Annotated in this window: 21 protein-coding genes and 2 pseudogenes; 20 read left to right on the forward strand and 3 right to left on the reverse strand. The window is 58.5% G+C overall.

Features of this window, described 5'->3' with window-relative positions; all coding sequences use genetic code 11:
• The coding region (sctJ, locus tag EN781_RS03195; protein ID WP_127399768.1) for a type III secretion inner membrane ring lipoprotein SctJ at positions 1-754 on the forward strand (754 nt) is incomplete at its 5' end.
• Between the two features lie 244 nt (positions 755-998).
• On the opposite strand, the gene EN781_RS35765 is transcribed toward sctJ, so the two are convergent.
• Positions 999-1220: a hypothetical protein gene (locus EN781_RS35765; RefSeq protein WP_029354860.1), complete on the reverse strand. Its 222-nt coding sequence runs from the start codon at positions 1218-1220 to the stop codon at positions 999-1001.
• Between the two features lie 170 nt (positions 1221-1390).
• Here EN781_RS35765 and sctL point away from each other — a divergent pair, with 170 nt between their 5' ends.
• From sctL to EN781_RS03245, 9 genes are all read left to right on the forward strand, one after another.
• On the forward strand, positions 1391-2014 hold the full coding sequence (gene sctL / locus EN781_RS03205) for a type III secretion system stator protein SctL (protein ID WP_127399769.1): 624 nt from the start codon (positions 1391-1393) through the stop codon (positions 2012-2014).
• Positions 2011-3369, forward strand: coding sequence for a type III secretion system ATPase SctN (gene sctN, locus EN781_RS03210; RefSeq protein WP_024505372.1), 1359 nt, complete (start codon positions 2011-2013; stop codon positions 3367-3369). Before sctL ends, sctN begins: the two co-directional genes overlap by 4 nt.
• Complete coding sequence (locus tag EN781_RS03215) at positions 3345-3857, forward strand: hypothetical protein (protein ID WP_091595843.1); 513 nt, start codon at positions 3345-3347, stop codon at positions 3855-3857. The genes sctN and EN781_RS03215 overlap by 25 nt, the downstream gene beginning before the upstream one ends.
• A gap of 89 nt (positions 3858-3946) precedes the next feature.
• Positions 3947-4975, forward strand: a complete 1029-nt coding sequence (sctQ, locus tag EN781_RS03220; RefSeq protein ID WP_187331393.1) for a type III secretion system cytoplasmic ring protein SctQ — start codon at positions 3947-3949, stop codon at positions 4973-4975.
• A complete protein-coding gene (sctR, locus tag EN781_RS03225; RefSeq protein WP_029354851.1) occupies positions 4968-5633 on the forward strand; it encodes a type III secretion system export apparatus subunit SctR in 666 nt (221 codons plus the stop codon). Before sctQ ends, sctR begins: the two co-directional genes overlap by 8 nt.
• A 2-nt stretch (positions 5634-5635) precedes the next feature.
• On the forward strand, positions 5636-5911 hold the full coding sequence (locus EN781_RS03230) for an EscS/YscS/HrcS family type III secretion system export apparatus protein (RefSeq protein WP_024505375.1): 276 nt from the start codon (positions 5636-5638) through the stop codon (positions 5909-5911).
• Positions 5912-5919: 8 nt separating this feature from the next.
• Positions 5920-6738 carry a type III secretion system export apparatus subunit SctT gene (sctT, locus tag EN781_RS03235; protein WP_091595845.1) on the forward strand — a complete coding sequence of 273 codons (819 nt, stop codon included), beginning with the start codon at positions 5920-5922 and terminating at the stop codon, positions 6736-6738.
• Positions 6735-7772 carry an EscU/YscU/HrcU family type III secretion system export apparatus switch protein gene (locus EN781_RS03240; RefSeq protein WP_029354843.1) on the forward strand — a complete coding sequence of 346 codons (1038 nt, stop codon included), beginning with the start codon at positions 6735-6737 and terminating at the stop codon, positions 7770-7772. Before sctT ends, EN781_RS03240 begins: the two co-directional genes overlap by 4 nt.
• A gap of 572 nt (positions 7773-8344) precedes the next feature.
• Positions 8345-8929, forward strand: a complete 585-nt coding sequence (locus tag EN781_RS03245; RefSeq protein ID WP_278050856.1) for an effector protein NopP — start codon at positions 8345-8347, stop codon at positions 8927-8929.
• Positions 8930-9471: 542 nt separating this feature from the next.
• Here the strand turns inward: EN781_RS03245 and EN781_RS03250 are convergent.
• Positions 9472-11568, reverse strand: a complete 2097-nt coding sequence (locus EN781_RS03250) for a hypothetical protein (protein WP_240992514.1) — start codon at positions 11566-11568, stop codon at positions 9472-9474.
• A 1364-nt stretch (positions 11569-12932) separates the two neighbouring features.
• On the opposite strand from EN781_RS03250, the gene EN781_RS34120 reads away from it, so the two are divergent.
• The 6 genes from EN781_RS34120 (at position 12933) to EN781_RS03280 (ending at position 18404) form a co-directional block, all read left to right on the forward strand.
• On the forward strand, positions 12933-13262 hold the full coding sequence (locus EN781_RS34120) for a hypothetical protein (RefSeq protein ID WP_091595908.1): 330 nt from the start codon (positions 12933-12935) through the stop codon (positions 13260-13262).
• Positions 13263-13334: 72 nt separating this feature from the next.
• Positions 13335-13577 carry a nodulation protein NopA gene (locus tag EN781_RS35080; protein ID WP_224570034.1) on the forward strand — a complete coding sequence of 81 codons (243 nt, stop codon included), beginning with the start codon at positions 13335-13337 and terminating at the stop codon, positions 13575-13577.
• Positions 13578-13693: 116 nt separating this feature from the next.
• Complete coding sequence (locus EN781_RS03265) at positions 13694-14584, forward strand: EscD/YscD/HrpQ family type III secretion system periplasmic domain-containing protein (protein WP_029354836.1); 891 nt, start codon at positions 13694-13696, stop codon at positions 14582-14584.
• Positions 14585-14816: 232 nt separating this feature from the next.
• Positions 14817-16880 (forward strand): type III secretion system export apparatus subunit SctV, encoded by a 2064-nt coding sequence (gene sctV, locus EN781_RS03270; RefSeq protein ID WP_029354834.1) that lies wholly within the window; start codon positions 14817-14819, stop codon positions 16878-16880.
• A 53-nt stretch (positions 16881-16933) separates the two neighbouring features.
• A complete protein-coding gene (locus EN781_RS03275; protein ID WP_101918715.1) occupies positions 16934-17467 on the forward strand; it encodes a tetratricopeptide repeat protein in 534 nt (177 codons plus the stop codon).
• A gap of 466 nt (positions 17468-17933) precedes the next feature.
• Entirely contained in the window at positions 17934-18404 is a 471-nt protein-coding gene (locus EN781_RS03280; protein WP_029354830.1) for a MucR family transcriptional regulator, read from the forward strand.
• A 222-nt stretch (positions 18405-18626) separates the two neighbouring features.
• On the opposite strand, the gene EN781_RS03285 is transcribed toward EN781_RS03280, so the two are convergent.
• On the reverse strand, positions 18627-18839 hold the full coding sequence (locus EN781_RS03285; protein ID WP_008874821.1) for a cold-shock protein: 213 nt from the start codon (positions 18837-18839) through the stop codon (positions 18627-18629).
• A gap of 1165 nt (positions 18840-20004) precedes the next feature.
• Between EN781_RS03285 and EN781_RS34695 the strand changes: the two genes are divergently transcribed.
• From EN781_RS34695 to EN781_RS35085, 4 genes and pseudogenes are all read left to right on the forward strand, one after another.
• On the forward strand, positions 20005-20247 hold the full coding sequence (locus EN781_RS34695) for a hypothetical protein (RefSeq protein WP_148670022.1): 243 nt from the start codon (positions 20005-20007) through the stop codon (positions 20245-20247).
• A 274-nt stretch (positions 20248-20521) separates the two neighbouring features.
• Positions 20522-21826, forward strand: a pseudogene (locus EN781_RS03290) (pitrilysin family protein); the annotation flags it as partial.
• Between the two features lie 96 nt (positions 21827-21922).
• Positions 21923-23101 (forward strand): annotated as a pseudogene (locus tag EN781_RS03295) (pitrilysin family protein); the annotation flags it as partial.
• 80 nt (positions 23102-23181) lie between these two features.
• Positions 23182-23797 (forward strand): aldehyde dehydrogenase family protein (locus tag EN781_RS35085; RefSeq protein ID WP_245492535.1); only part of this gene is annotated, 616 nt, incomplete at its 3' end.

Consider the following 23797-nt stretch of genomic DNA (forward strand, 5'->3'; position numbering starts at 1 on the left):
CTACACGCAATTGCAAGAGCGTGAGGCAAATGAAATGCTCGCACTTCTTGAAGACAACGGGGTCGCCGCGATCCGGGTGGTCGCCAAGGATGGGACCAGCACGATCCAGGTTGACGAAAAGCTGCTCGCCTTCTCAATCAACCTTCTGAACGCCAAGGGGTTGCCGCGCCAATCCTTCAAGAACCTCGGTGAGATATTCCAAGGATCAGGCCTGATTGCCTCGCCGACCGAGGAGCGTGCCCGTTACGTGTATGCCCTGAGCGAAGAGTTGTCGCGGACGATCAGCGATATCGATGGCGTTTTTTCTGTACGTGTTCACGTCGTGCTGCCGCATAACGACCTTGTGCGAGCCGGCGCCACGCCATCCTCGGCCGCGGTGTTTATCAGGCACGACGCCAAAACAAATGTCGCGGCTCTGCTGCCAAAGATAAAGATGCTGGTAGCCGACAGCATCGAAGGCTTGTCCTACGATAAGGTGGAAGTGGTTTTGGTGCCGGTAGAACGGTCCGCACACGAGCAACGGCCCGATCCGACTGCTGTTTTGCCACAAGCATCAACACCTCTTCCTGCGCCAATTCTGGCGACCGTGACAGGTTTTGCCGCAGCCGTATTCGCAGTGGCCTGTTATCTCTTGGTCAGCGTTGCTACGCGTCGGCGCAAGCAATCAACCGGCGTTTCCAAGGTCGAGGGGCGCCGGGATGCTTCTGCTGTCGAGGCCATTCGCAAAAGAATGCCTGCAATTGGACGTGGGTGACATCTCATTGCCAATGCCTATACAGACCGCCCGACCTGATGGTCCGCACCAATTGCGTTTTCCGGGCGCGAGCGAGCTTGCGGCTTCGGCCCATCCGACCCGTCTAGCGGCGCGTCTTGATCCAGCGTTATCGGCAGAAACGTTAGTGAAGTTGCAGAAGTGTTCCAGACTGCATCCAAGGCTGGCAGAATTGCTGGGCAACTATGACGTGGATCTGAACCACATCGGCTGCAGGCCGGACCTTCTACGCGGGCACGATCCATATCGAGCTGCCCTTCTTGCTGGTAGTATCTGGCATGCCCGTTCGCTGGTCGCGTTTGTCTCTCAGCCTGAGCTTGCCATCCTTGTTAAACGCATCGGCGTGGATGCACACGCATTCGGAATCCGACACCTGCTGCATGCCGTTGAGAACAGACTGATCGCGGACCCAGAAAAACTCGCTCAGCAAATCGAATACGATGGACATGCATGTCTTGGGGCTTGGCTCCAGGACAGTTCAGCGACCGAGCGTAACCGCGTGCTTCTTCGGTTGCCCGAGGGGACTGCCGCGGAGACTCCAGCACCTGAGCATTGGACCGCCGCCGGCCAATTGCTTTCACTTGTACTAGCTCATTTTGAGACAGAGACCCCGGTGAAATGACAGCCGAACTTTCCGAGGGGCCAATAGCGCCGCAGATGCGTCCAATCGGACCACTGATACCCGCGAGCGAGCTCGAAACCTGGCACAGCGCCGCGCAAGCGCTTGCCGCGGCAGAACGGCATCGGCAGCGCGTTCGAAACTGGGCACGCGCCGTTTACCAGCGGGCGTGGGTGCGCGGCCACATGGAGGGCTCGAATGCAGGCACCGAGGAGATGGCAGGGCTGATTGCGGGGACAATCTCCGAAATCGCGCGACGAAAGGCGGCTCTGGAGCAGGAATTGCCGCAGCTCGTGATGGAAATATTGAGCGATCTTATCGGCGCTTTCGATCCGGGCGAGCTACTGGTGAGGGCTGTTCGTCACGCCATAGAGTGTCAATACAGCGGCGCCGAAGTTTGCCTTCATGTTTCTCCCATGCAAGTCGACATGCTTGCACGAGAGTTTGCTCGATGCGACGGCCAGGATGGTCGACCAAGGGTGCGGATCGAGCCCGACCCGACGTTGTCGCCGCAACGGTGCGTGCTGTGGAGCGAGTACGGCAATGTCGACCTGGGACTTGACGCCCAGATGCGCGCGCTGCGCCTTGGTTTCGGGACGCTATGTGAAAAAGGCGAGCTATGAGAAAGCCCGTCCCAGAACATAACGCTGACGCCGACACTCGAGCTCTCGTTCCAGCAATCTCGTCTTTGAGGGCTGCGGCCAAGCGAATTGACACGCGTGCGGTGCGCGGTCGGATCACGCGGGCTATCGGCACACTGGTTCATGCCGTCTTGCCAGATACTCGTATTGGGGAACTTTGCCTCCTAGAGGACCCGCGAACCGGGCTGTCGCTCGAGGCCGAGGTGATCGGCCTGTCGGGTGATGGTGTATTGCTGACACCGATCGGGGACTTGGTGGGCCTATCCAGCCGCGCAGAGGTCGTGGCCACTGGCCGAATGCGTGAGGTGCCCGTCGGCGGCGATTTGCTCGGTCGCGTGATCGACAGTCGTTGCCGCCCATTGGACGGCAAAGGCGAAATCAAGACCGTCGAAACTCGGCCCCTGCATGGCAGAGCCCCCAATCCGATGACGAGGCGCATGATTGAGCGGCCATTCCCGCTTGGGGTCCGTGTCCTCGATGGTCTGCTGACGTGCGGCGAGGGCCAGCGGATCGGGATTTATGGCGAGCCAGGTGGTGGCAAGTCGACGCTGTTGTCACAGATCGTAAAGGGTGCCGCCGCTGACGTCGTCATAGTGGCGCTCATAGGCGAACGTGGACGGGAAGTTCGTGAATTCATCGAAAGGAATCTTGGTGAAGAGGGCCTTCTCCGTACGGTCGTCGTGGTTGAAACCTCCGACCGCTCGGCGGTGGAGCGTGCGCAATGCGCTCCAATGGCGACTGCGCTCGCGGAATATTTTCGCGATCAGGGCCTACGCGTTGCTCTCATGCTGGATTCGCTGACGCGCTTCTGCCGCGCTATGCGCGAAATAGGCCTTGCTGCGGGTGAGCCGCCGACGCGACGGGGCTTTCCTCCTTCCGTTTTTGGCATGCTGCCAGGCCTGCTCGAGCGCGCCGGCATGGGTGAGCGGGGCTCAATCACGGCCTTCTATACGGTGCTTGTAGAGGGTGATGGCACGGGTGATCCAATCGCCGAGGAATCGCGTGGTATTCTCGATGGCCATGTCATCCTCTCACGCGCTATTGCGGCGCGATCGCATTTCCCCGCTATTGATGTGCTGCAGAGTCGCAGCCGCGTCATGGATGCAGTCGTTTCGGGGACACATCGCAAGGCAGCATCCATTTTCCGCGAGCTCCTATCGCGCTATGCCGAGACCGAGTTCTTGATCAATGTTGGCGAATACAAGCCAGGTGGAGATCCCCTGACTGACCGGGCCGTCGCGTCAATCGACGAACTGAGGGAGTTTCTGCGCCAGAGCGAAGATGACGCGTCAGATTTCGAGGAGACGGTCGCATGGATGTCGCGTCTGACCGCGTGAACTGGGTTCAGTCTTCGAGGTTACGGCTTCTGAAGGAAATGCAAGAGCGTCGTGCCCTTGGCGAGCTGTCCAAGAAGGAAGCCCAGCGCGATGTGGCCGCCTCAGCCGTACAAAATGCCGCTAGGGAGCTTGCAATGATACAGCAACATTGTTCAAGAACAGAAGCAGCGCTCTATCAGCATCTGATGTCACTCGACAACTTGTCTAGCGCAGCGCTCGACCGTCACCGCCTTCACACTGAACAGCTTGCCGCTGAGATCACTTCCAGACGGCAGATGCTTGATGATGCCCAAATCGCTCAAGAGGAGGCTGAGATGGCGGCGTCCAGGACGAGGGAGCTATGGGTCATATGTTCGGCGGCAAGGGACAAATGGCAACAAATCGAGGACGACGTGCGGCGCGCCGTCGAGACTCATTCGGAGGCCGCAGCCGAGATCGAGGCCGACGACGAGATACTGCTGAAATATGCGAGGGGGTCGCTTGCCTAAATGCCGCGCAACCGGATCCGACAGTCGCAAGAGGTCGTCCGAATGACACGACCGTGCAGTCTTTGATAGCCGCTGCGGTCACACCCGCCATGTTCGAACCAGTTCTGAAACTGTCCCGCACGGTTGTCTCGTGGCTCAATGATACAGCAGCGCCCCGCACGCCGTTTCAAAGCCGGATCAACGAGGTGCCGCTATCGGTGCGAACGGCAGGGCTTGTCTGGCAGCAGGAACCTGCTGCCATTCCGATGCTTGACTGCGTCTGGAGAGTGGGAGCCGAAACGGTCATCTTGTCGCTGTCGCGCCCGCTCGTAGAGGAGTTCATCACGACAGTGCAGAACGGCTTGGCCTTCCCTTCCGAGCCAACTGCTTCGCTTATTCTCGAACTCGCTCTTGAGCCGCTTGTCACTCGACTGGAGGAGACGACGCGTCTGAACGTGCAACTCGTGCGCGTATGCGAAGCCACGATGCTGGCTCCTCATCTTGAACTCGACATCATTTTCGGCGCGGTCAAGGGCAAGGGCCGTCTATTCCTGTTCACGCCTCTTGACGGCTTAGTACCGCCTGCGTTTCGCGCGCTAGGCGAACTGCTTGCCCAGTTGCCGCGGCAGCTGGGCGGGCTGCCTCCAGAGCTCCCGCTCATTGTTGCAGGAGAGGTCGGCACGCTTCGCCTTCCTGCGGCGCTTCTTCGAAGCGCATGTGTCGGTGATGCATTGTTGCCCGATATTGCGCCGTTCGGCCGCGGCCAGATCACCCTAGCTGTCGGCCAGTTGTGCGCCGGGGCGGATCTTGACGGCGATGAATTAATCTTGCGGGGGCCTTTCCGCCCGCGACCGTGTCCTTTGGAGAATGCGCATATGACACAACCCGGATCGCAACTGGAGCTTACTAAGGATCTCGACGATGTCGAGATCGTGCTTGTCTTTGAATGCGGCCGCTGGCCTATTTCTCTTGGGGAATTAAGAAGTGCCGGCGAAGGGCATATTTTTGAACTTGGATGGCCGATCGACGGCCCGGTCGACATAGTGGCCAATGGTCAGCGTATCGGGCGTGGCGACATTGTCCGCATCGGAGAAGAGCTGGGCATCAGGCTCCGTGGCGGGTTTGCATGCAATGAGTGAAGCTCAGCCGACAATCCTGGCGCTTCTTGCGGTTACCGCCGGACTCGGTCTGCTGGTTTTAGCAGTTGCCACGACAACGGCCTTTGTAAAGGTATCAATTGTTCTTTTCCTCGTCCGCAATGCGCTCGGGACCCAGACCATACCACCCAATGTGGTGCTGTACGCCGCGGCGATGATCCTCACTATGTTCGTTAGTGCGCCCGTTGCTGAGCAGACCTATGACCGCATGTCGGATCCCAAGCTCCACTATCAGACATTCGACGACTGGGTAAGCGCCGCTAAAGCCGGAAGTGAGCCCTTGCGCGAGCATCTCAAGAAATTCACAAATGAAGAGCAGCGGCGATTTTTCCTATCTTCGACAGAAAAGGTCTGGCCAGAGGAAATGCACGCTGCAGCCACGCCTGATGACTTTGCAATACTTGTACCGTCTTTCTTGCTATCAGAATTGAAGCGCGGATTTGAGATAGGATTTCTACTTTATCTGCCTTTTATTGTTATAGATCTGATAGTGACAACTATCTTGATGGCAATGGGTATGTCGATGGTCTCACCAACTGTTATATCTGTCCCGTTCAAGATCTTTTTGTTTGTTGCCATTGATGGTTGGTCAAAATTGATGCATGGGCTTGTGCTGAGTTATACGTTACCGGGAGGCTGATCATCACTGAATCCAGCATCATTACTCTTATGAGCCAATCACTGGTGGTTTTCATGATCTGGATTCTACCGCCGCTCATTGCATCAGTGGTTGTCGGCCTCGTCATCGGCATCCTCCAGGCGGCGACGCAGATCCAGGATGAAAGCTTGCCGCTCACCGTGAAGCTTCTGGTCGTTGTCGCGGTGATTGGGCTGTTTGCTCCTGTGCTAAGCGCCCCGCTCATAGAGCTAGCCGATCAGATCTTCACCGAGTTTCCCGCAATGACACTTAGCTACTAGTCCGCCCCATGGACGCGCCATCGGCCGATATTCAAATTCTGATCCAGACGGCTCTCGAACTCGTCGTTGCGGCAGGTCTTGGGGCAGCCCGCGCGATGGGCATCATGCTGATCTTTCCCGTATTCACACGCTCGCAGATCAGTGGGCTGATCCGGGGCTGTTTGGCTGTTGGCTTCGCACTACCATGCCTGGCACACGTCAGCGGCGGATTGCCGGCGCTGGATTCTGATACACGCCTGATCCAGCTAACCCTGCTCGGATTCAAGGAAGTTTTTGTCGGTGTACTCCTTGGCACTTTTCTTGGCATTCCGCTTTGGGGCCTTCAGGCTGCCGGGGAGCTTATCGACAACCAACGCGGCATCAGCAGCCCGACCGCTTCGGCCGATCCCGCGACGAACAGTCAGGCTTCCGCGATGGGCGTTTTTCTGGGGATCACTGCGATTGCCATATTCGTCGGATCAGGAGGCCTGGAAACTTTGATCAGTGTCCTGTACCGCAGCTACTTGATCTGGCCGGTGTATCAGTTTCACCCGACACTGAGCGGGCCAGGAGCAATGGAGTTGTTGGGGCTTCTCGACCGCATAATGCGCACGGCATTATTGGTATCGGGGCCTGTCGTGTTCTTCCTGATACTGATTGATATATCGATGATGCTGCTGCGTCGCTTTGCCCCGCAATTTAAGGCGAGCCAACTGTCTCCGGCAATCAAGAACATTGTCTTTCCAGTTCTCATGGTCACCTACGCTGCCTATCTGGTGGAGAGCATGAAACTGGAGGTCACACAAGCCAACGGCGCGCTGGAGTGGTTCGACAAATTGCTGCCATGAGCGACACAAGTGAAGAGAAGACACACGCCGCCAGCCCGAAGAAGTTAAGTGAAGCGCGCAAAAAAGGACAGCTGCCACGTAGCTCCGATTTCGTCCGCGCGGTCGGGACTTGCGCTGGGCTCGGCTACCTTTGGCTAAGAGGCAGCGTGATCGAGGACAAATGCCGGGAAGCGCTCCTATTAGCCACCAAGTTGCAGAGCCTACCTTTCGATACCGCGGTGCCGCAGGCATTGGTTGTGCTCGTCCAACTCACCGTCGCGGCTGTTGGCCCGCTGCTTGGAACCCTCGTCGCCGCGGTGATTTTGGCCAGCCTGCTAGCCAATGGTGGATTTGTCTTCTCTCTGGAGCCGATGAAGCTCAGCTTTAAGAAAATTGACCCCTTTGAAGGGCTGAAGCGCTTGGGGTCTGCTCGTTCCATGGTCGAAGTCTGCAAGACCATGTTCAAGGTATTGGTTCTCAGCGCAACCTTTTCCATTGTCCTTCTCGGGATGTGGAAGACAATGGTCCCTCTGCCGATCTGCGGCATGGGCTGTGTTGGCCTCATCTTTATGGAGACAAAATTGCTGATGGGAATTGGCGCCGGCGCACTGCTGGTCGGCGGACTGATCGATCTCCTGCTCCAGCGCGCGTTGTATCTGCGCGAAATGCGCATGACCAATACCGAAGTGACGCGCGAGTCGAAGGATCAGCAAGGAGCGCCAGAGTTGAAAGGTGAACAGCGTCGCATCCGCGAGGAGGCGGCCGACGAGCCTGCGCTTGGCGTGCATCGCGCCACGCTGGTCTTAACAGGAAGGGCGGTCCTGATCGGTCTGCGTTACGTTCGCGGTGAAACCGGGGTGCCGTTCTTAGTTTGCCGTGCCGAAGGTGAGCGCGTTTCACATGTGTTGAGTGAGGCGCGGGCACTACGCCTGACGATCGTCCATGACCATGTCTTAGCGCGTCAGCTGATAAGCACTACAAAACTCGGCCACGCGGTTCCTATGCAATATTTCCAGCCTGTCGCGAAAGCATTCTTTGCCGCAGGCTTGGCCTAGTCATTGGAAGTCCACGACTGCCCAGTTCAAAACTGACCTGGTTCCATGCTAGTGGCAAATGTCGGCTGGCCATCCGTGCCCCAGTGTCTCTGTCAGGCCAACCGCGCAACCGCGGGCCTGGGGCAATCACTCCCCTCGGATCTGCCACCCAGCAACTACGGCAAGTCCTCCGGGCATGACCTTTCAGCCTCTGCTGGCCGGTGCGTGGCGCAGTCCGAGGTTTTGAGGCCGGCAGTGCGGATTTGATTGGTGCAGCCGTTGGAATGCCCTCGTCAGCTAGTCGTCAACTAAGCGCCCTATGTTGAACAGCCGTGCTAACTTGAGCTCGGTTGCGAAACATAGGAGTACGAATCGTCATGTATGGTCGAATTGGCTCATCCGATAGTTACCGCGCGCATAATGCCGGCGAGCAATCGGATGCAGGAAGCGAAGGGTTCGCGGACACATTTGCCCGAATGCACTTATCCGGATCGGAAGGTAGCGGCGCCTCATCATCGGCGGCTCCCCAAGCATACTCCCTCAATTCCCGACCTCCTGTGGTGGAGATCAACAGGACTTCCTTCAGGAGACAGGTGAGGCAATTTCATGGTGATGAAATCACGCACATCGCCGACAATCCTCAAGAGTATTCGGAGTTCGTATCGTCACGAGCCAGGCGCACCGCGGACGTTGCTCAGCAATATGGCATCCGTCGAGATACGGAGCACGCGCGATATTTCAGTTACCAATTGGGAGACCGGAGTGCCGGACTGCTGAGAATGGAAGGCGGATTCAGCATGAACGAGTTCGAATCGGAAAGTTGGCGGGAACAATTTCCTGGTCGAACTGAGGTCACTTCCATAGTGGATCTTCAAGTCGCCCATCCGCTCGTCGAAAATGCGGGCGATATTCTGCTGGAGCATCAACTTCGGATAGACGGCGACCGACCGTTGCTGAATTGGCGTGCGGCTAATCCGGAAGCACAAGCGCGCGCGCAGACGATGGGGTTTGTTGAAGTGGATCATGGCGACCTGGTGCTTGACCCTACGCAGCATCCCGACAAATGGACGAAGAACAGTGCCGGTGAGTGGCAGCGTGCAGGCAAACCTCCACTCTATCTCCACAAAACCGAGGACAGCGACAGCAGCGATAGCGGGTCTGACGACGATTTCATGTGATTTGTCGACCCGCCGCCGAGCCTTGCAACTGGTGACGGTTGCAAGGCTGTTGGCAGTGAATGCTAATTGTCCGGCGACAGCCCCGCCTTAGCGCCAGCGCCGCCGAGCGATCCAGCCCATCTCCCAGACAATAAACTGCGGATGCGCATCGTGGGTGCTTGCGAGCGGATTGTATTCGGGCCGGAACTCCGCCTCTTGGATACGAGCTCTCCCGAATCCAATTTTCTCCACCACACCGTTGGGTCGTTGCGATGCGCCGATCCCGATCGGATCGGCTATGCCTGCTCCGCGCTCGCAGGAAGACCTTCCGCCTCGATCTTGGCGGCGCGATCTCGGCGATAAGTTGGATGGGAGGCAAGATACGCCGCCACGTCAACAGCAGGTAACGCGACATCGCAAATCGGCCCTGACGGTAGCCGATCGACTCCAATCGCCGGACCGCAACTCGCGCAGCGGCATTCGCGGTTTGGCCAGGAGAAATGCTCGCTGACTCACAGCGTGGCCGGCCGCATTCTGCCCTAGACCCCAAAGTACGTGCCCTGTCATGCAGCCTGCGCCGACGGGAGCTCGGCACGCGAATGGCGTGGTTGGCGGCCAAGCCCCGAGGTCAACAAGGACTTACAGAAAGCGGGGGTGAGTTTGCCGCGATGAATTATGACCTTCTCGCGACCGGACCTAGCATCGGCTTCCTCTCGCTCTCGATTGTAGCCGCGCTGTTCGTTGGATTTAACGTGGCAAGCGGTGAATTCGGAATCAGCCAGCCCTTCCAAGTTTCTGGCCATGACGGGGCGACTCGTGTGGATGTGCACCCACATCGGGCTCGGCATCGCACCATTGACCAGCATCTTGGGCTGCAGCTTCATCTCAAACAGCTTTCCTGGCTCGCCACGCAGCGCGACCGGTGCCTCCGGCGGCATCAATTCGTCGGCATTGCACAAATGTTCCAGGTATTTTTGCGCCGGAAATGCGTAGGTCTTCATGCAATCAGTCGTAATGCCGGCTTTTCCTTCATTCAATGCGTTGGCCTGTCCCAGCACCATGTTCAGCAACCCTTTGAGCTGGTCTGTGCGTTCGTGCACTTTGGGTAGCTGGGTGGAGGTGAGTAGCAGGCGTACATTACGCCCCTGCAACCCGGCGAGACAGGTTTGCATCTCAATGGCCTGGGCTCGCAGGTACTGGGCCACATCGTCCACGACCTTACCGGCCTCCTCAGGCTTCATCTGGCGCACTTGGGAGACGACGCTTTGCTGACCGGCCAGATCGAACTGCAAAAGTTCGTCCAATCGTTTGAGCCGCTCCGTCAATACCTCCATTGACAACGCGGCGCCCCCGATTGTCGAGCCTGCCCCCGACGAACTCGCAGCCACCTCTTGCGCTCTCACCTGTGTACTCGCAACTTGATCCGAGCGCGCGAGAACCTTGGCTGCTGGCACTGTGCCGGCGTTCGCAGCGACTGGTGTTGATGGCTGCCCGGCGGCAGAAGTCCCGGCGCGAGCTGCCGACTTATGCTTTGACTTCCCTTTCCTTCGCGCTGTAGTGCCTTCTGACACTGCAGCCGTACCAGCAGTGTCAGCCGGTATCGCAGCGCCTGCCCTGGCCGGCATCGCAGCGCCCGCCTGGGCCTGTGGCGCCATGATGGCTGACGGCGGAGACTGCAGGTTCAACAAGTGCATGGCATCGTGCGCAGTGATCCATGCATCGTCCACGATCCGTTCGAACAGTTTCAATGGGAGGCCGGCATCTGGGTAGGTATGGCTTAGCTTGGTATGCACCTCGTGCAACGCCAATCCAAAATCCGAAAGCCGCTCCATGATTTTTTCTACAACCGCGCAATCATGAGCGTTGAGTGCTTTGCCATCATCCATTATGCCCTTCGCCAAAGAGAGGGCGCGAAGAGCTTCTTGAACGGCGCTTGCCATCAGCTGCACCACTCCATTTCGACCGACGAGGAGTTCCTTCAAATCTGGCTCGAACCTGCTCGCCCGCAGTTCAATCTTGGCCCGCGCAAGACCGATCCGCTCACGGACCAGCCAGATCCTGACACTCAGTACCGAGCCGGCACGCAGCCGCAGTGCGCACCGCTCGGCTTCCCGCATCACGGGCGTTCCACTGGATAGGCTAGCGGTGGCAGCGCAGGCGGATCGCTGCCGTTCGGAGCGCCATGCCTTTTTTTCCCACCACTTAATTGCCGCCGTATGGTGGTTCTCCACATTTAAAATCAACAGCTCCTGCCGGTCCGCCTGGGAGTAGGAGTAGAGTTTATCGACCATACCTGCCGCTTTCTTGGTCTTTTTGTCCAATTTCGTGATCGTCGACAGGCCAAGTTTGTCTACTTCATTCGCGGCGTCGCACACGATCTGGCAACATCTACGCACCTTGTCGTCTGGCATAATTGTCTGCGCCTCAGCCGCAGGCAGGCTAGCGCGGTACTCCAGAATTGCTGAGGCTGCATCGACGACCCGACTGATCAGCTCCACCGCCTCCTCGGGGACGTCGGTTTTCCTGGCCGCAGCCTCGCAATCAGTCAGTTGTTGAACAAGACTGTTCATTCTGAGCTGTGTCGGACTGATATCTTCATTTGACGATGAGCTGGTGCCTTCCACCTGCGCGGTTGATAGTTGGCTACCGACCGGCGCCATGGCTTCGCCCTCAGACATGGAGGGAGAACCGCGCCGCCTTGCGGCTGCGCCACGTGGCGCTACGGTTCCGCGTGGTGGCGCAGCGGCTCCACGTGGCGGTGCGTTCAGGATTTGATCTTCGCCAATCGAGGCGCCTGGCAGACTTTCGCGGGCATCGCCTGGACCGCGCGCAACTGGAAGGGAGGAGGGCCTCCTATCGGCGTCCCCAGAGCGCATCTGCTCCACAACGGAATCGAATGACTGTCCACCTTCTCCCGCAGCAAGACTTGATTGCGAAAGGGAACTGCTCGCCCGCCCCGCGCGGCTGGCTCCAGTTTCAGCCTGCGATTTCCGTGGTCGGCCAATGCCCTTCATATTGCGTCTCCGTAGTAGGCGAGAATGTGCTGCTATTGTGCTGGCGGCTGACGAGACCAGCGGCATCTTTCGGTTAACGTCACGGTCAGCCAGACCCGCGACGGCGTAATGTTCCCGCCAAAGTGCTTCTCAGTAGCAGGCCAAGATTGGCCCGAGCTCACAGGACTTTCGCAACGTTGCCATCGATGTCCTGAGATTATCAGCGCTTCAGTCCGCCGATTTCCAGGAACAGCGAATGAAATCAGACCAACTCGGCTAGCTCCCCTTCCTAGACACGTGCCTGACGATTTTATTGAGGCGTCACTCCTCTCGTTCGCCACCGACAAAGTCACACATTTGCTTCAGAGAAGCGTGTGCGTTGCGTATCGCGCGGGAAACCTCGATCTATAGTTACAAAAAGTGTCGAGACGGGACCTTTGGATCCGAAGGTCAGGCACGGCCGGCCTAGATAGACCGCTTGGCTGACGATTAGCTGACGATGGGAGTTCTCACGAACAGGGCAAGAAAATCCGACCGCTTCAAGCTTTCGATATGGTGAGAAGAGGATCCGCACCGGCCTCCCAAAGCCGGCAGACCATCCCATGTTCGTACTCGCCGACCTTCTCGAAGCCAATGAGCTCACCGCGCCGGGCCGTGATGTGCAGGCGAGAGAATGGTGATGCAAAGACCGAGTTCCTGCTCGTTGCGTGCGCCCGTGGAGCCAGCAAGAATACGGTCATTGCGGTCATGCAGCACGTGGACCGTGTCTCCTGTTCGACACCACAGCATCGAGGATGCAAACGAGCTGCTGCGGCTGCCATTCGGTCGCGGCATGCGTGGACGGCGGGATTGGCCGAACAGCCGAGATCGTGGTCGACTGTTCGATGCGAGAGCAACATCCTGCAGAGCATACGTTTTTGCGCTGGCCGGTTTTTGTCAAAAGCCGTCAGGTTCTCGAAAGCTCCCGCCCTTAGCTTGATCGAGGTTAACCTTTAACACGTCGCCGCCAATGGCAAATGCCGGAGTACCTGATGATAGCAGCAATTGGGAGTGGAGTTGGCAACCTCGGGACTTCCTTGATCCGAAAGGGCCATGGGGATTCGAAATCCGAGCATTCTGGTGATGGCAAGCCGGCTGGTGGCAATGATGGCAAGCCAGCTGGTGGGAATGATGGCAAGCCAGCTGGCGGGAACGATCGGGCGGATAACCGGACCGTTTCAAATGATCAACTTCAAGACAACTCACAGTCTGCAGCACAAAGTGAAGCCTTCCAAAGTATCCTGCGATCGTTCGCGTTCCAATTCGCGAACGATGCGATGGCTGAGGCCGATGAAGCTTTGGATGACACAGAAGATGCCTGACGCGGGAAAATCCGGCGTGAGGTCATACAGGCCGTTATTGACGGCACAACTCCAACAGAAAAAGGAATGATCATGGCTGCAGTTGATAATAATAAGAAATCAGGCAATACCAATACCAGTAGCGCCGGCAATACCGATAAAACTAACAGTGGCACTCCCGGCAATACAAGCGGAGCTGATGCTACTGCTTTTCAGGCGCAAGTGCAAGAACTAACCAATGTTAGCTTGGAGGCGACGAAAAGGAGTGTCCAGTTGCGCACTCTAACGACCAATCTCCAGACCATCAAGAAGGCCGCCGACGAACGCGTTTCGTAATGTCGGAAGCGGCTTTTAGACTGCCCCTAGCGCGTCTCCTTATTGACGCGACGTAGTCCCGAAATGAGCCGCATGGCAATTGCCGTGCGGCTTCTATCCTGTTTGAGAGATGCTCTGTGGATGACGCCGTTTCCCTCCGTTTCGAAGTGCTTTCGGGGCTCTATTGCGGACTGACCGGCAAGACGGATCTTCAAACGTGTTTAATCGGCAGCGGCTTCGATGCCGATTTGGTCTTTGTCGAGCAAGGACTGGCACCGCATCATCTTCGTGTAACTCTTCTTGGCAAGTCGATCGAACTCGAGGCGCTTGCACCCGGACTCAGTATCGAGGGCAACCGGAATATCGCCGCAGGCCAGTCCGTTGTTGTGCCCCTTCCTGCCGTCCTGCTCGTAGGCGAGATGTCCATTGCTTGGTCCGTGCAGGATGCAGAGCCGCCTGGTTCGACCGGCATACCGCGCCTACCGATCGGTGTGCTCGCCATGGTCATAATCAGCTCACTCGGGATCGGCGCGCTTTCGGGCATGTTCTCCTATCTTGGCAATGCAAGTGGATCGAGCCCCAATTCACTTCGGGCTGAAGTCGCGTCCAGAACGATCAGTCACCGCGCTGACAATGAACTTACGGGGGCAGCGGCCAAAGAGCTGCAGGAGGAAGTCGATCGAGCGGGTCTTCTCGACGTCAAGATTGGCTCCGCAAAGGGTGTTGTGACCGCCGAGGGCACCGTCACGTCTGAATCGGTCATCAGCTGGCAGAAGCTTCAGCAATCGTTCGATCGTCGCACCAAGGGTACTCTAACACTGGTGAACGGAGTGCTCATCAAAGAGGAGAAGGCGCCATCCGCAATCGCGGTCGAAGCTGTGTGGCATGGGGCCCAACCGTATCTTGTCATCGACAGCGAGAAGTATTTTGTCGGGGCCATTTTAGCTGATGGATGGGTAGTCGATCGTATTGAGGACAGCCGTGTGCTGCTGAGCAGGAATGGCCGCATTGCTGCTCTCCCATATTGAAAGCTCGCAGGCCCCATCAAGCAGCACTCTATGGCCAGCCAAACATCCTGTGGCGCTCGGTGCTGACAAGCTGGCTGCGTTGGAAACATTTGCTGCCCAGCCATTTCGCGCCTGTTTGTGGCTCTCATGCAGGGTCACGCGCTGGCCAAGGCCGAGGCGCCTTCGGAGTTCGAAAGCTACGTTTCAGGGCGTAACAGCAGAGTAAGTCTCAACCGATTGCAAAGGTGTCTCGATGGCCAACGTCCTGCGTGACTTCATCAAGCGTGCGCCGGCCAGCCCGGATTTAATGGTTGCGTTGATGCTGCTTCTGGCTGTCGCGATGATGGTCATGCCTATCCCGGTCGTGGTGGTCGACGCACTGATAGGATTCAATATGGGGTTGGCCATACTGCTGATGATGGTTGCCCTGTATGTCAGTACTCCACTTGATTTTTCCTCTTTGCCCGGCGTTATTTTGATTTCCACTGTATTCCGTCTCGCGCTGACGGTCGCAACGACGCGACTGATCCTGGCCGAGGGGGAGGCCGGCAGCATTATTCATACCTTTGGCGATTTCGTCATCTCAGGCAATATCGTGGTGGGTTTCGTCATATTTCTGGTCGTCACCATGGTGCAATTCATGGTCCTCGCGAAGGGTGCCGAACGGGTGGCAGAAGTGGCGGCGCGTTTCACGCTGGATGCTCTGCCGGGCAAGCAAATGGCGGTCGACGCAGAGCTACGCAACGGCCACATCGATGCCAACGAATCCCGCCGGCGGCGCGCCGAATTGGAGAAGGAAAGCCAACTATATGGCGCGATGGACGGCGCGATGAAATTTGTGAAGGGCGATTCCATCGCCGGGCTGGTGGTTATCTGCATCAACATGCTGGGTGGAATTTCGATCGGTCTGCTCTCCAAGGGCATGTCCTTCGGCGAGGTGCTGCATCACTATACTCTGCTGACGATAGGCGATGCATTGATATCGCAGATTCCGGCCCTTCTGCTCTCCATTACTGCGGCGACCATCGTCACCCGTGTGACTGGGACGGCGAGGATCAACCTCGGTACCGAAATGGTCAGTCAGCTCACGGCCAGTACTCGAGCCTTGCGGCTGGCGGCCGGCGTCCTGGTCGTGATGGGGTTCGTTCCTGGGTTTCCCCTCCCCGTCTTTCTGATGCTGGCCGCAGTGTTCGCTGCGGTAAGCATTGTCAAGGCTGATGTGCTGGGCGCCGGCACTGCCGATGCGAAAGATGGAACTGCAGCGGAGCCTAAGCAAGCCGCGCCTGCGAAGGAATTCCCGATCGCATTTTTTTTAGCGCCAAATCTTATGCAGGCGATCGATCAAGCCGAATTGCAAAAACATATTGGGCGCGTTTCGCTCCTGGTCACAGCCGATCTGGGCATTATCGTTCCCCGCATCCCTGTCTTGGTTGACGAGCAGCTGCCTACATCGCAATTCCGGATAGATGTCGAGGGCGTGCCAGTCGAACAGGACGCGATAGATCCAAGCCAGATGACGCTCCGAGCCGATGTAGCGCACGTCGACTCGAGCGGTATCCCCCTTAGGCGTGAGCCGAAAACGGACAGACTCCCGGTCGAACATACCCCTGCACAGGCCCTTACGGGCGCCGGCACGGAGCATTGGGCTCCCGGCGAACTCCTCGCCTTGCGCGTCCATGCAACGTTGACCCGCTACGCACCGCGATTGGTGGGCATCCAAGAGACCCGACATTTCCTGGGCCGAATGGAGCAGGAATATTCTGATCTTGTGAAAGAGGTGCTGCGCACGACGCCGATTCCTCGGATTGCCGATGTTCTGCGCCGCCTCCTGGAGGAAGGTATCCCAATCCGCCACACCCGTCTCGTGTTGGAGGCATTGGCCGAATGGAGCGAGCGTGAGCAAAACGTTGCCCTGCTGACGGAATATGTCCGTTCTGGTTTGAAGCGACAGATCTGCCACCGCTATGCCAACACCGAGGGCATCGTGTCCGCCCTGGTCGTCGAACGCGAGAGCGAGGATGTGATGCGTGGCGCGGTTCGAGATTCGGATGCAGGCCCCTATCTCGCACTGGAGGATCGGCAAAGCGAAGCGATGCTATCACAGATACGTCAGGTCCTTTCGAACACAGAACCGGGTCAAACCCGCCCTATTCTGTTGACGTCAATGGATGTCCGACGTTTCGTCCGCGGCTTTCTGACGCGAAACGGGATCGATCTCGCCGTGCTGTCTTATCAAGACCTCGCCTCCGACTTTACAATTCGCCCGGCAGGATCCGTCAAACTCCCGCACGGATCGAACAGCGGATTGTTAGAGTAGTTCCACCTTTCCTAACTGAACGCGACCCGCCTCCCTGATAACCGAGAGATAATATGAAATTTGTTAGAAATACAGTTTCTCCATCGCCTATGTTTCTGCGCCGGAGCTCACTTCTTTTTGCCGTACTCGCCATTCTGCCTTTGGGCGGTTGCGCCAGCTGGCAAAAGCCCGCTCTTTCCGTGCAGGAGACATCTTCCCCAGAGTTGCTCAGCGCCGATCAAATCGATCCGGCTATGCGCGAACGCATTTTGCGCGAAGTTGGTCAGGATGTTCAAGAGCGGGCTTTGCGGGATGAGGTGAAGCAGCACCCGGACAATGTTGATGCGGCGATACGGCTTACAAAAGCCTTGGTGGCCCAGAAGCGCCCGCACGAAGCGGTTGAGGTGCTCGACAGCGTCTTGGTTGCAGCCCCAGCAAACGTACGTGCATTGAATGCGAAGGGCGTGATCTTGGACATTGAGGGGCGGCATGACGCGGCACAGGCCCTGTATCGGCGAGCTCTCGAAACCGAGCCAGGGAATCAGATGGTGCAGCATAACTTCAATCTGTCGCTTGCCTTAACGGCAAGTCCGAACAGCCAAGGTTAGCACGATCGCAATAGGTGGGCACAGCGCATGTGCAGCCTATTCCCCGGCTCGAGACGCGCTCGGCTCCCATCATAGATGGCCTCTGAAGAGAGCCATATCTGCGCAAAGCTGTTGCTCCAGATCTGGCCGGCAGAGGTCGGCAGGAGAGCCGGATGACATCTCTCGGCCACCCGCAAGGCCATCCGCCTCGCTTCGTTGCCAGAGCGCCTTCGTGGTTGCCACGCGAGATACGCTCAGGATGGATTTGATTAATTCACGCGCGAATGCCTGCCTCTAACTTGGGGCAGGCGCGACCGCTCCCATAATGCAATACGCTGCCTCTAGGCCGATGGACGATGACGGGATACTTCCCCGAGACTTCAATGGTGGGGAGCAGCGCACCCGTCGATCCATTTGCTTTCAGCGTCAACCGCCACTATGTAGCGACACTTCGCCCGACTGTGTTTCAAGCTGCCCGGAGAAGTTTATGACAGAAGAAGCCCACAACACCGACATCCTCATCGAGCTCACTGCCGATGTTGTATCAGCCTACGTCTCCAACAACCCCGTCCCGGCGGGGGAGCTTCCTGCCCTGATCGCCCAAGTGCACGGGGCTCTAAAAGGCACGGCCGGACTAATACCGGCAGAAGAGCCTGTGCCTGTGAAAAAACCTGCTGTCCCGATCAAAAAGTCGATCGAACCGGACTACATCATTAGCCTTGAAGACGGCAAGAAATTCAAATCGCTAAAGCGCCATCTGTCGACGCACTATGGTCTGACCCCGGACGAATATCGCGCCAAATGGGGTCTGCCGTCGGATTATCCGATGGTGGCGCCGAATTACGCCGCTACGCGCTCCGCCTTGGCCAAGACCATCGGACTCGGCCGCAAACCGAAAGAGCCGGAAGCCCCGGTGCCGGCGCCGGCGAAACGGACCCGCAAAAAGGTCGCAGCCTAAATCCGTATCAACAGTCGTTCGGGACGCGCGGCAGCCGTAGGCCCAATCTGCGCGGAATCAAAAGGCGGGGACGAGCCCCGCCTTTCCCGTCCAAGAGCCTCATTCCAGAGGAATTCGCGACGGCTCCAGCAATCGCTGCCGCGGCATTACCTGGTTGCATGCTCCGGCCGGGTTTCGAGCCGGTCAATGCGTTCGGAGTATGCCGCATCCTTGCCGCACGCGTTAGCCAGCCTTGCTGAGGCTGCCTGCAGAGGACTTGCCGGTGCGGCGATCCTGTTCGACCTCGTAGTTTATCTTCTGGCCCTCATTAAGGGTCGACAGGCCCGCTCGTTCAACAGCGGAAATGTGGACAAAGACATCCTGACCGCCGTTGTCGGGCTGAATAAAACCAAAACCCTTGGTGCTGTTGAACCACTTCACCGTTCCAGTCGCCATATATCCATTCCTTTGTAACAAGTCGCAACTTAGGCAGGCCATTCACGCCAGCCTGATTTGTACACGAGACTTTAGGCGCAGCAAAATCGGAAAATTGCAAGGCCCACTCGACCGCCTGATCTCCAGCAGCACCTGCCACACATGCGAGGCGCGTGCCAGACGAGGCGTATGCCAGACGTTTCGTCGTGCGCTGTCGCTCAAACGTCGACAGAAACAATGACCCAACCCTGCAAACTCGGCACATCTTGTGGACGTGCTTGGGTCGCTGCTCGACCGCAATACCCGCTCCTGACCGATATCGTCGGCCAAAATGACGACGTTTTTGTCATCAGACCGAAAGATCAGGCGCGCAGCGACACTGCACACTCAAACCGAGACCCGCGAACCTCGATTAGCTTCGGCCTGCTACGAAGCGCGGTTGCCTGCTTCTGAGGCGGGCCATTGTCGGTTTGAATCAACTGTCGGGTTCGGAACCCCAGACTGTCGGCAAGTTGACAATGCGCGTTCAGACGGCACAAACCACCCGATCGCTTGTGAGCGAGATGGTTTGGCAGATTGAGCAAGGGCGGGACTCAGCTATGCCGCCCAGGCTGCTGACAAGGCCAAAGCAGCGTAGGTGCGGAGTGAAATCCAAGGTCCACATGGGTCGTCGCGCGTCCCGTGCGCCTGGGAAGGCGCCGGCCCCGCCAAGCTTTTCCCAGATCGTCCGGATGACGCAAGCTTCGCTGAGCGTCAATGAACGTTCGGGCGATGACCAAAGGCGTCGTGCGTTGCAATCTGGACTGTCCAGGATATCAGGAGTTCCATGGCCTCAGCCCGCTTGGCTGGCCACACTTGAAGCTCCAACATACCGGCTGGCACAGGCCAATTGGACTCTGCGCTGCCCTCAATGCGCTGGTGGCACGGTCAATGCTTGTCTATCGATCCGGCCGCCCATGCGTGATGCTGTCGGTCGACGTTCGCAAACCAGACCCTCGGCGAACCCAGCGAAGGGGCTCGCCGGTACGACGAGGGACCTTACCTCTTTATGCGCGGCATCATTGTCGAGGATGACATGTTGCCTTACACGTCGTCCCCTCGCGCTCGGGGCTTTGAGGGGCGGATGAAGTCCTGATGGCGGTGGCACTGCTGCATGTTTGCGTAAGACCCATCATTCACGATCGCGTTGTCCTTCGATGTCGCGGTGCTGATAGGCGGGCAGATCGGTGTGCGCGGCGCCCGCCAAAGGATCGTCGTCACGCCGGAGGAGGCGAGCGCCGTAGCCGGCGCGCCGGCGAAAGGCGCTTTCTGTCGGATGCCCGACAATGTCGGATATCGCAAGTATCAAGGTTGGATCAAACCTTGCAAATCGGGGCTTTCTTACTTGGCACGGCGCATGCTCAGGTATCCGCAAACACCCAATGGATAACGAGCAGACTTCCCATGGCCCCACCAAAATACTGCCGAACGTTCCCCGGACGCATCCAAAGATGAGGCCCGCGTCAGGCCCGGCAACACGCTGACGGCTCATCTGGCTCGGCGTCGCGTGCCGATCCACTTTCTCCCAATAGGCGTCGGGAGACATAGAGCCTTCAAAATGAGGAACAAATCACTTTGCCAGGAACCCAGCCCATAATCCCACTCTCCCTATCAGAAGCAAGCCCCGCACTCACGGGCTTCGCAGGACGTCCGTTGCGACCGAGTTGGGCGGCGCGAGGACGGCTCCGGTCCCCGTCGCATGGGAGGACGGCAAGGCGACGGATTTCGTGCTCGACAACGGCATGGAGGTGGTCGTCATTCCCAACCACCGGGCGCCGATCGTCAGCCACATGGTGTGGTACAAGATCGGCAGCGCCGACGAGCCGCCGGGCAAATCCGGCATTGCCCATTTTTTCGAGCATCTGATGTTCAAGGCGACGACCAACCATGCGGCCGGCGAATTCGACCGCGCAGTGTTCGAGATCGGCGGCTCGCAAAATGCCTTCACCTCCTCCGACTACACCGCCTTCTATCAGACAGTGGCGCCGTCGGCGCTCGAGCTGATGATGAGCTTCGAGGCCGACCGAATGCGAAACCTCATCCTCACCGACGATGTCGTCAAGACCGAGCGCGACGTGGTCATCGAGGAGCGCCGCTCAAGCACCGACACCAACCCGCAGGACGTGCTCCATGAGGAGATCGACGCGACGCTGTGGCAGAACCAGCCCTATCGCATCCCGATCATCGGCTGGATGCAGGAGATCGAGCAGCTGAACCGCGTCGACGCCACCGCCTTCTATGAAAAATACTACTGGCCCAACAACTCCGTGCTGATCGTGGCCGGCGATGTCGAGCCGGAGACGGTGAAGGTGCTGGCCGAGAAGACCTATGGCAAGGTGGCGCGCGGGCCCGACCTGCCGCCGCGCATCCGGCCGGTTGAGCCCGAGCAGAACACCAGGCGCACCGTCACGCTCTCCGACGCCCGCGTCAGCGTGCCCAGTTTTTCGACGCAGTGGGTGGTGCCGTCTTACCATACCGCCAAGCCGGGCGAGGCCGAAGCGCTCGACCTGCTGTCCGAAATCCTCGGCGGCGGTAACCGCAGCCGGCTCTACCAGGCGCTCGCTGTCCAGCAAGGTATCGCTTCCAGCGCCTGCGCCTATTTCCAGGGCACCATGCTCGACGACACCAGGTTCGCCATCTATGGCGCGCCGCGCGGCGATGCCAAGCTGGCCGATCTCGAAGCGGCGGCCGCTGCCGAAGTCGCTCGCATTGCCAAGGATGGTGTCAGCAGCGAGGAACTGGGCAAGGCCAAGGAGCGCTTTGTGCGCGATATGATCTTTGCCGAAGACGACCAGGACGACCTCGCCTGCATATACGGCTCGACGCTGGCCACCGGCGGCACCGTGAAAGATGTCGAGGAACGGCCGTCTCGCATCCGCAGGGTTACCGCCGCGCAAATCAAAGCAGTTGCCGCCCGCTATCTCGCGTTCGACCGTTCGACCACGGGCTATCTCTTGCCCAAGACGGAGAATGAAGAGATGACGCTCGGCGCTCAGCCCCATGCTGCGATGAACATCCAGGAGGTGAAGTCCGAAAAGGGCATGATCGCCTGGCTGGTGGAGGACCACACAGTGGAAATCGTCAACATCGGCTTTGCCTTCAACGGCGGCATCAGGCAGGACCCGGTCGGGAAGGAGGGGATGGCCAATCTGATGGCCGGCCTGTTCATCGAAGGCGCCGGTAATTACGACAGCGATGCCTTCCAGATGAAGCTCGACGATGCCGGCGCCGAGATGGGTTTGGAGGCGCAAAGACACTACATCTGCGGATCGGTGTGCATGCTTCCCAAACAGCAGGACGCCGCGTTCGGCCTGCTTCGGCTCGCACTCAACGCGCCGCGCTTCGACCAGGGGCCGATCGATCGCGTCCGCGCCGAGATTGTCTCCGACATCGTCGGCAGCGAGCGCGACCCTGACGCAATCGCTCAGCGCAAATGGCTGCGCGCGATCTATGGCACGCATCCTTTTTCGAGGCCGGGAGAAGGCACAAAAGAGAGCCTGGCCGGCATCACGCCGTCCGACCTCCTCGCCTTCCACAAGGCGATTTTCGCTCGCGACGGGCTCCATATTGCCGTGGTCGGTGACATTGATGCAAACACGCTGAGGGAAAGGCTCGACCAGCTGTTTGGTGACTTGCCTGAGCAACAAACCCTCGCCCCCGTCGCCGATGTCGTACCGAAGCTCGGCCAACTGGTGGAGGAGAACTGCGACCTGCCGCAGACTTCGCTGCGATTGGCCTGGCCTGGCGTGAAGCGTAGCGCGCCGGATCACTTCGCCACCGTGCTGATGAATGACATCCTCGGCGGCTCGGGCATGACTTCCCGCCTTTTCGAGGAGGTGCGCGAAAAACGCGGCCTTGCCTATCACGTCAGCTCTGAACTGACCCTTGACAAGCTTCTGGTTACGACAGAGACACGCTCGGACTGCGCCGCCCAAACGCTGAGCATCGTGCGAGATGTGGTAAAGCAGATGGCGCAGCAAGGACCGACCGGGGCCGAGCTCAAGGCGGCGAAGAAGCACCTGATCGGCACCTATGCCATTGACCGTCTGGGCTCGACCAGCTCGATTGCAGACCGGCTCCTGGATTTGCAGATTCACAAGGCCGACGTCGACTACAACCAGCGTCGCGCCCGCAGCATCGGTCGGGTGACGCTCAAACAGGTCAAGGCGGCGGCCAAGAAGCTGCTTTCGGCCGAGCCCGCCATTTTGGTGGTCGGCCCGCCGCTGGGCGGCAAGGATGAGTAAAGAAACTCATCTCGCCTTCCTTCTTCCTTGGGGCTTCTCGTGGGAAGAGCGAATATGGAGGCCGGTGGGCCAAGCAGATCATGCAGACCCGCGGAGTCGTTTCGCGGGCCTTGCGCGGCATTGGCGGTCCAGGCGGGCCTCTCGCCGAAACGGCGCTCCTCAGCATGTATGCCGCCTTTTGCAGAATACACTCGCACGCCACCAGCAGGCAGCGGGTGGATGAAGCAAACATCCGGCTGCTCAATCCATCAACTGATGAACCGCGGGCACTCAAACTAACGGAACTGTTGTCGTATGTTTGGTCTACCAGCTGCTTTGCCGAGGCCCTAGGACGAACCCGCTGGTGCAGAATACACACCGACGGCCTGTCGACCTGGATGTTCGCTGCGTTGAGGAGGAATCCGGTATTGCCCCTGTGCCTGCCGATGATCCGCCGTCTGAAATCCCCGCACCTGTTTGGAGCCATGGACCGCCTGCCGGCACTCGGCAGACCGGTTGGCAATAAGACGTTCGAGGTCGTCAATCCGTCGACCGGCGAAGTTTTGGCAGAGCTTCCCGATATGGGCGTGGAGGAGACACGTGCTGCGGTAGACAAGGCCTATGTTGCGCAGTCGGGATGGGCCGCGTTGACTGCCCGAGAGCGTAGCGACGTTCTTTGGCGATGGCATCAGCTGATCATCGACCATGCAGGCGATC

It is taken from the genome of Mesorhizobium sp. M4A.F.Ca.ET.090.04.2.1 (genome assembly GCF_003999085.1).
Taxonomy (GTDB): Bacteria; Pseudomonadota; Alphaproteobacteria; order Rhizobiales; family Rhizobiaceae; genus Mesorhizobium.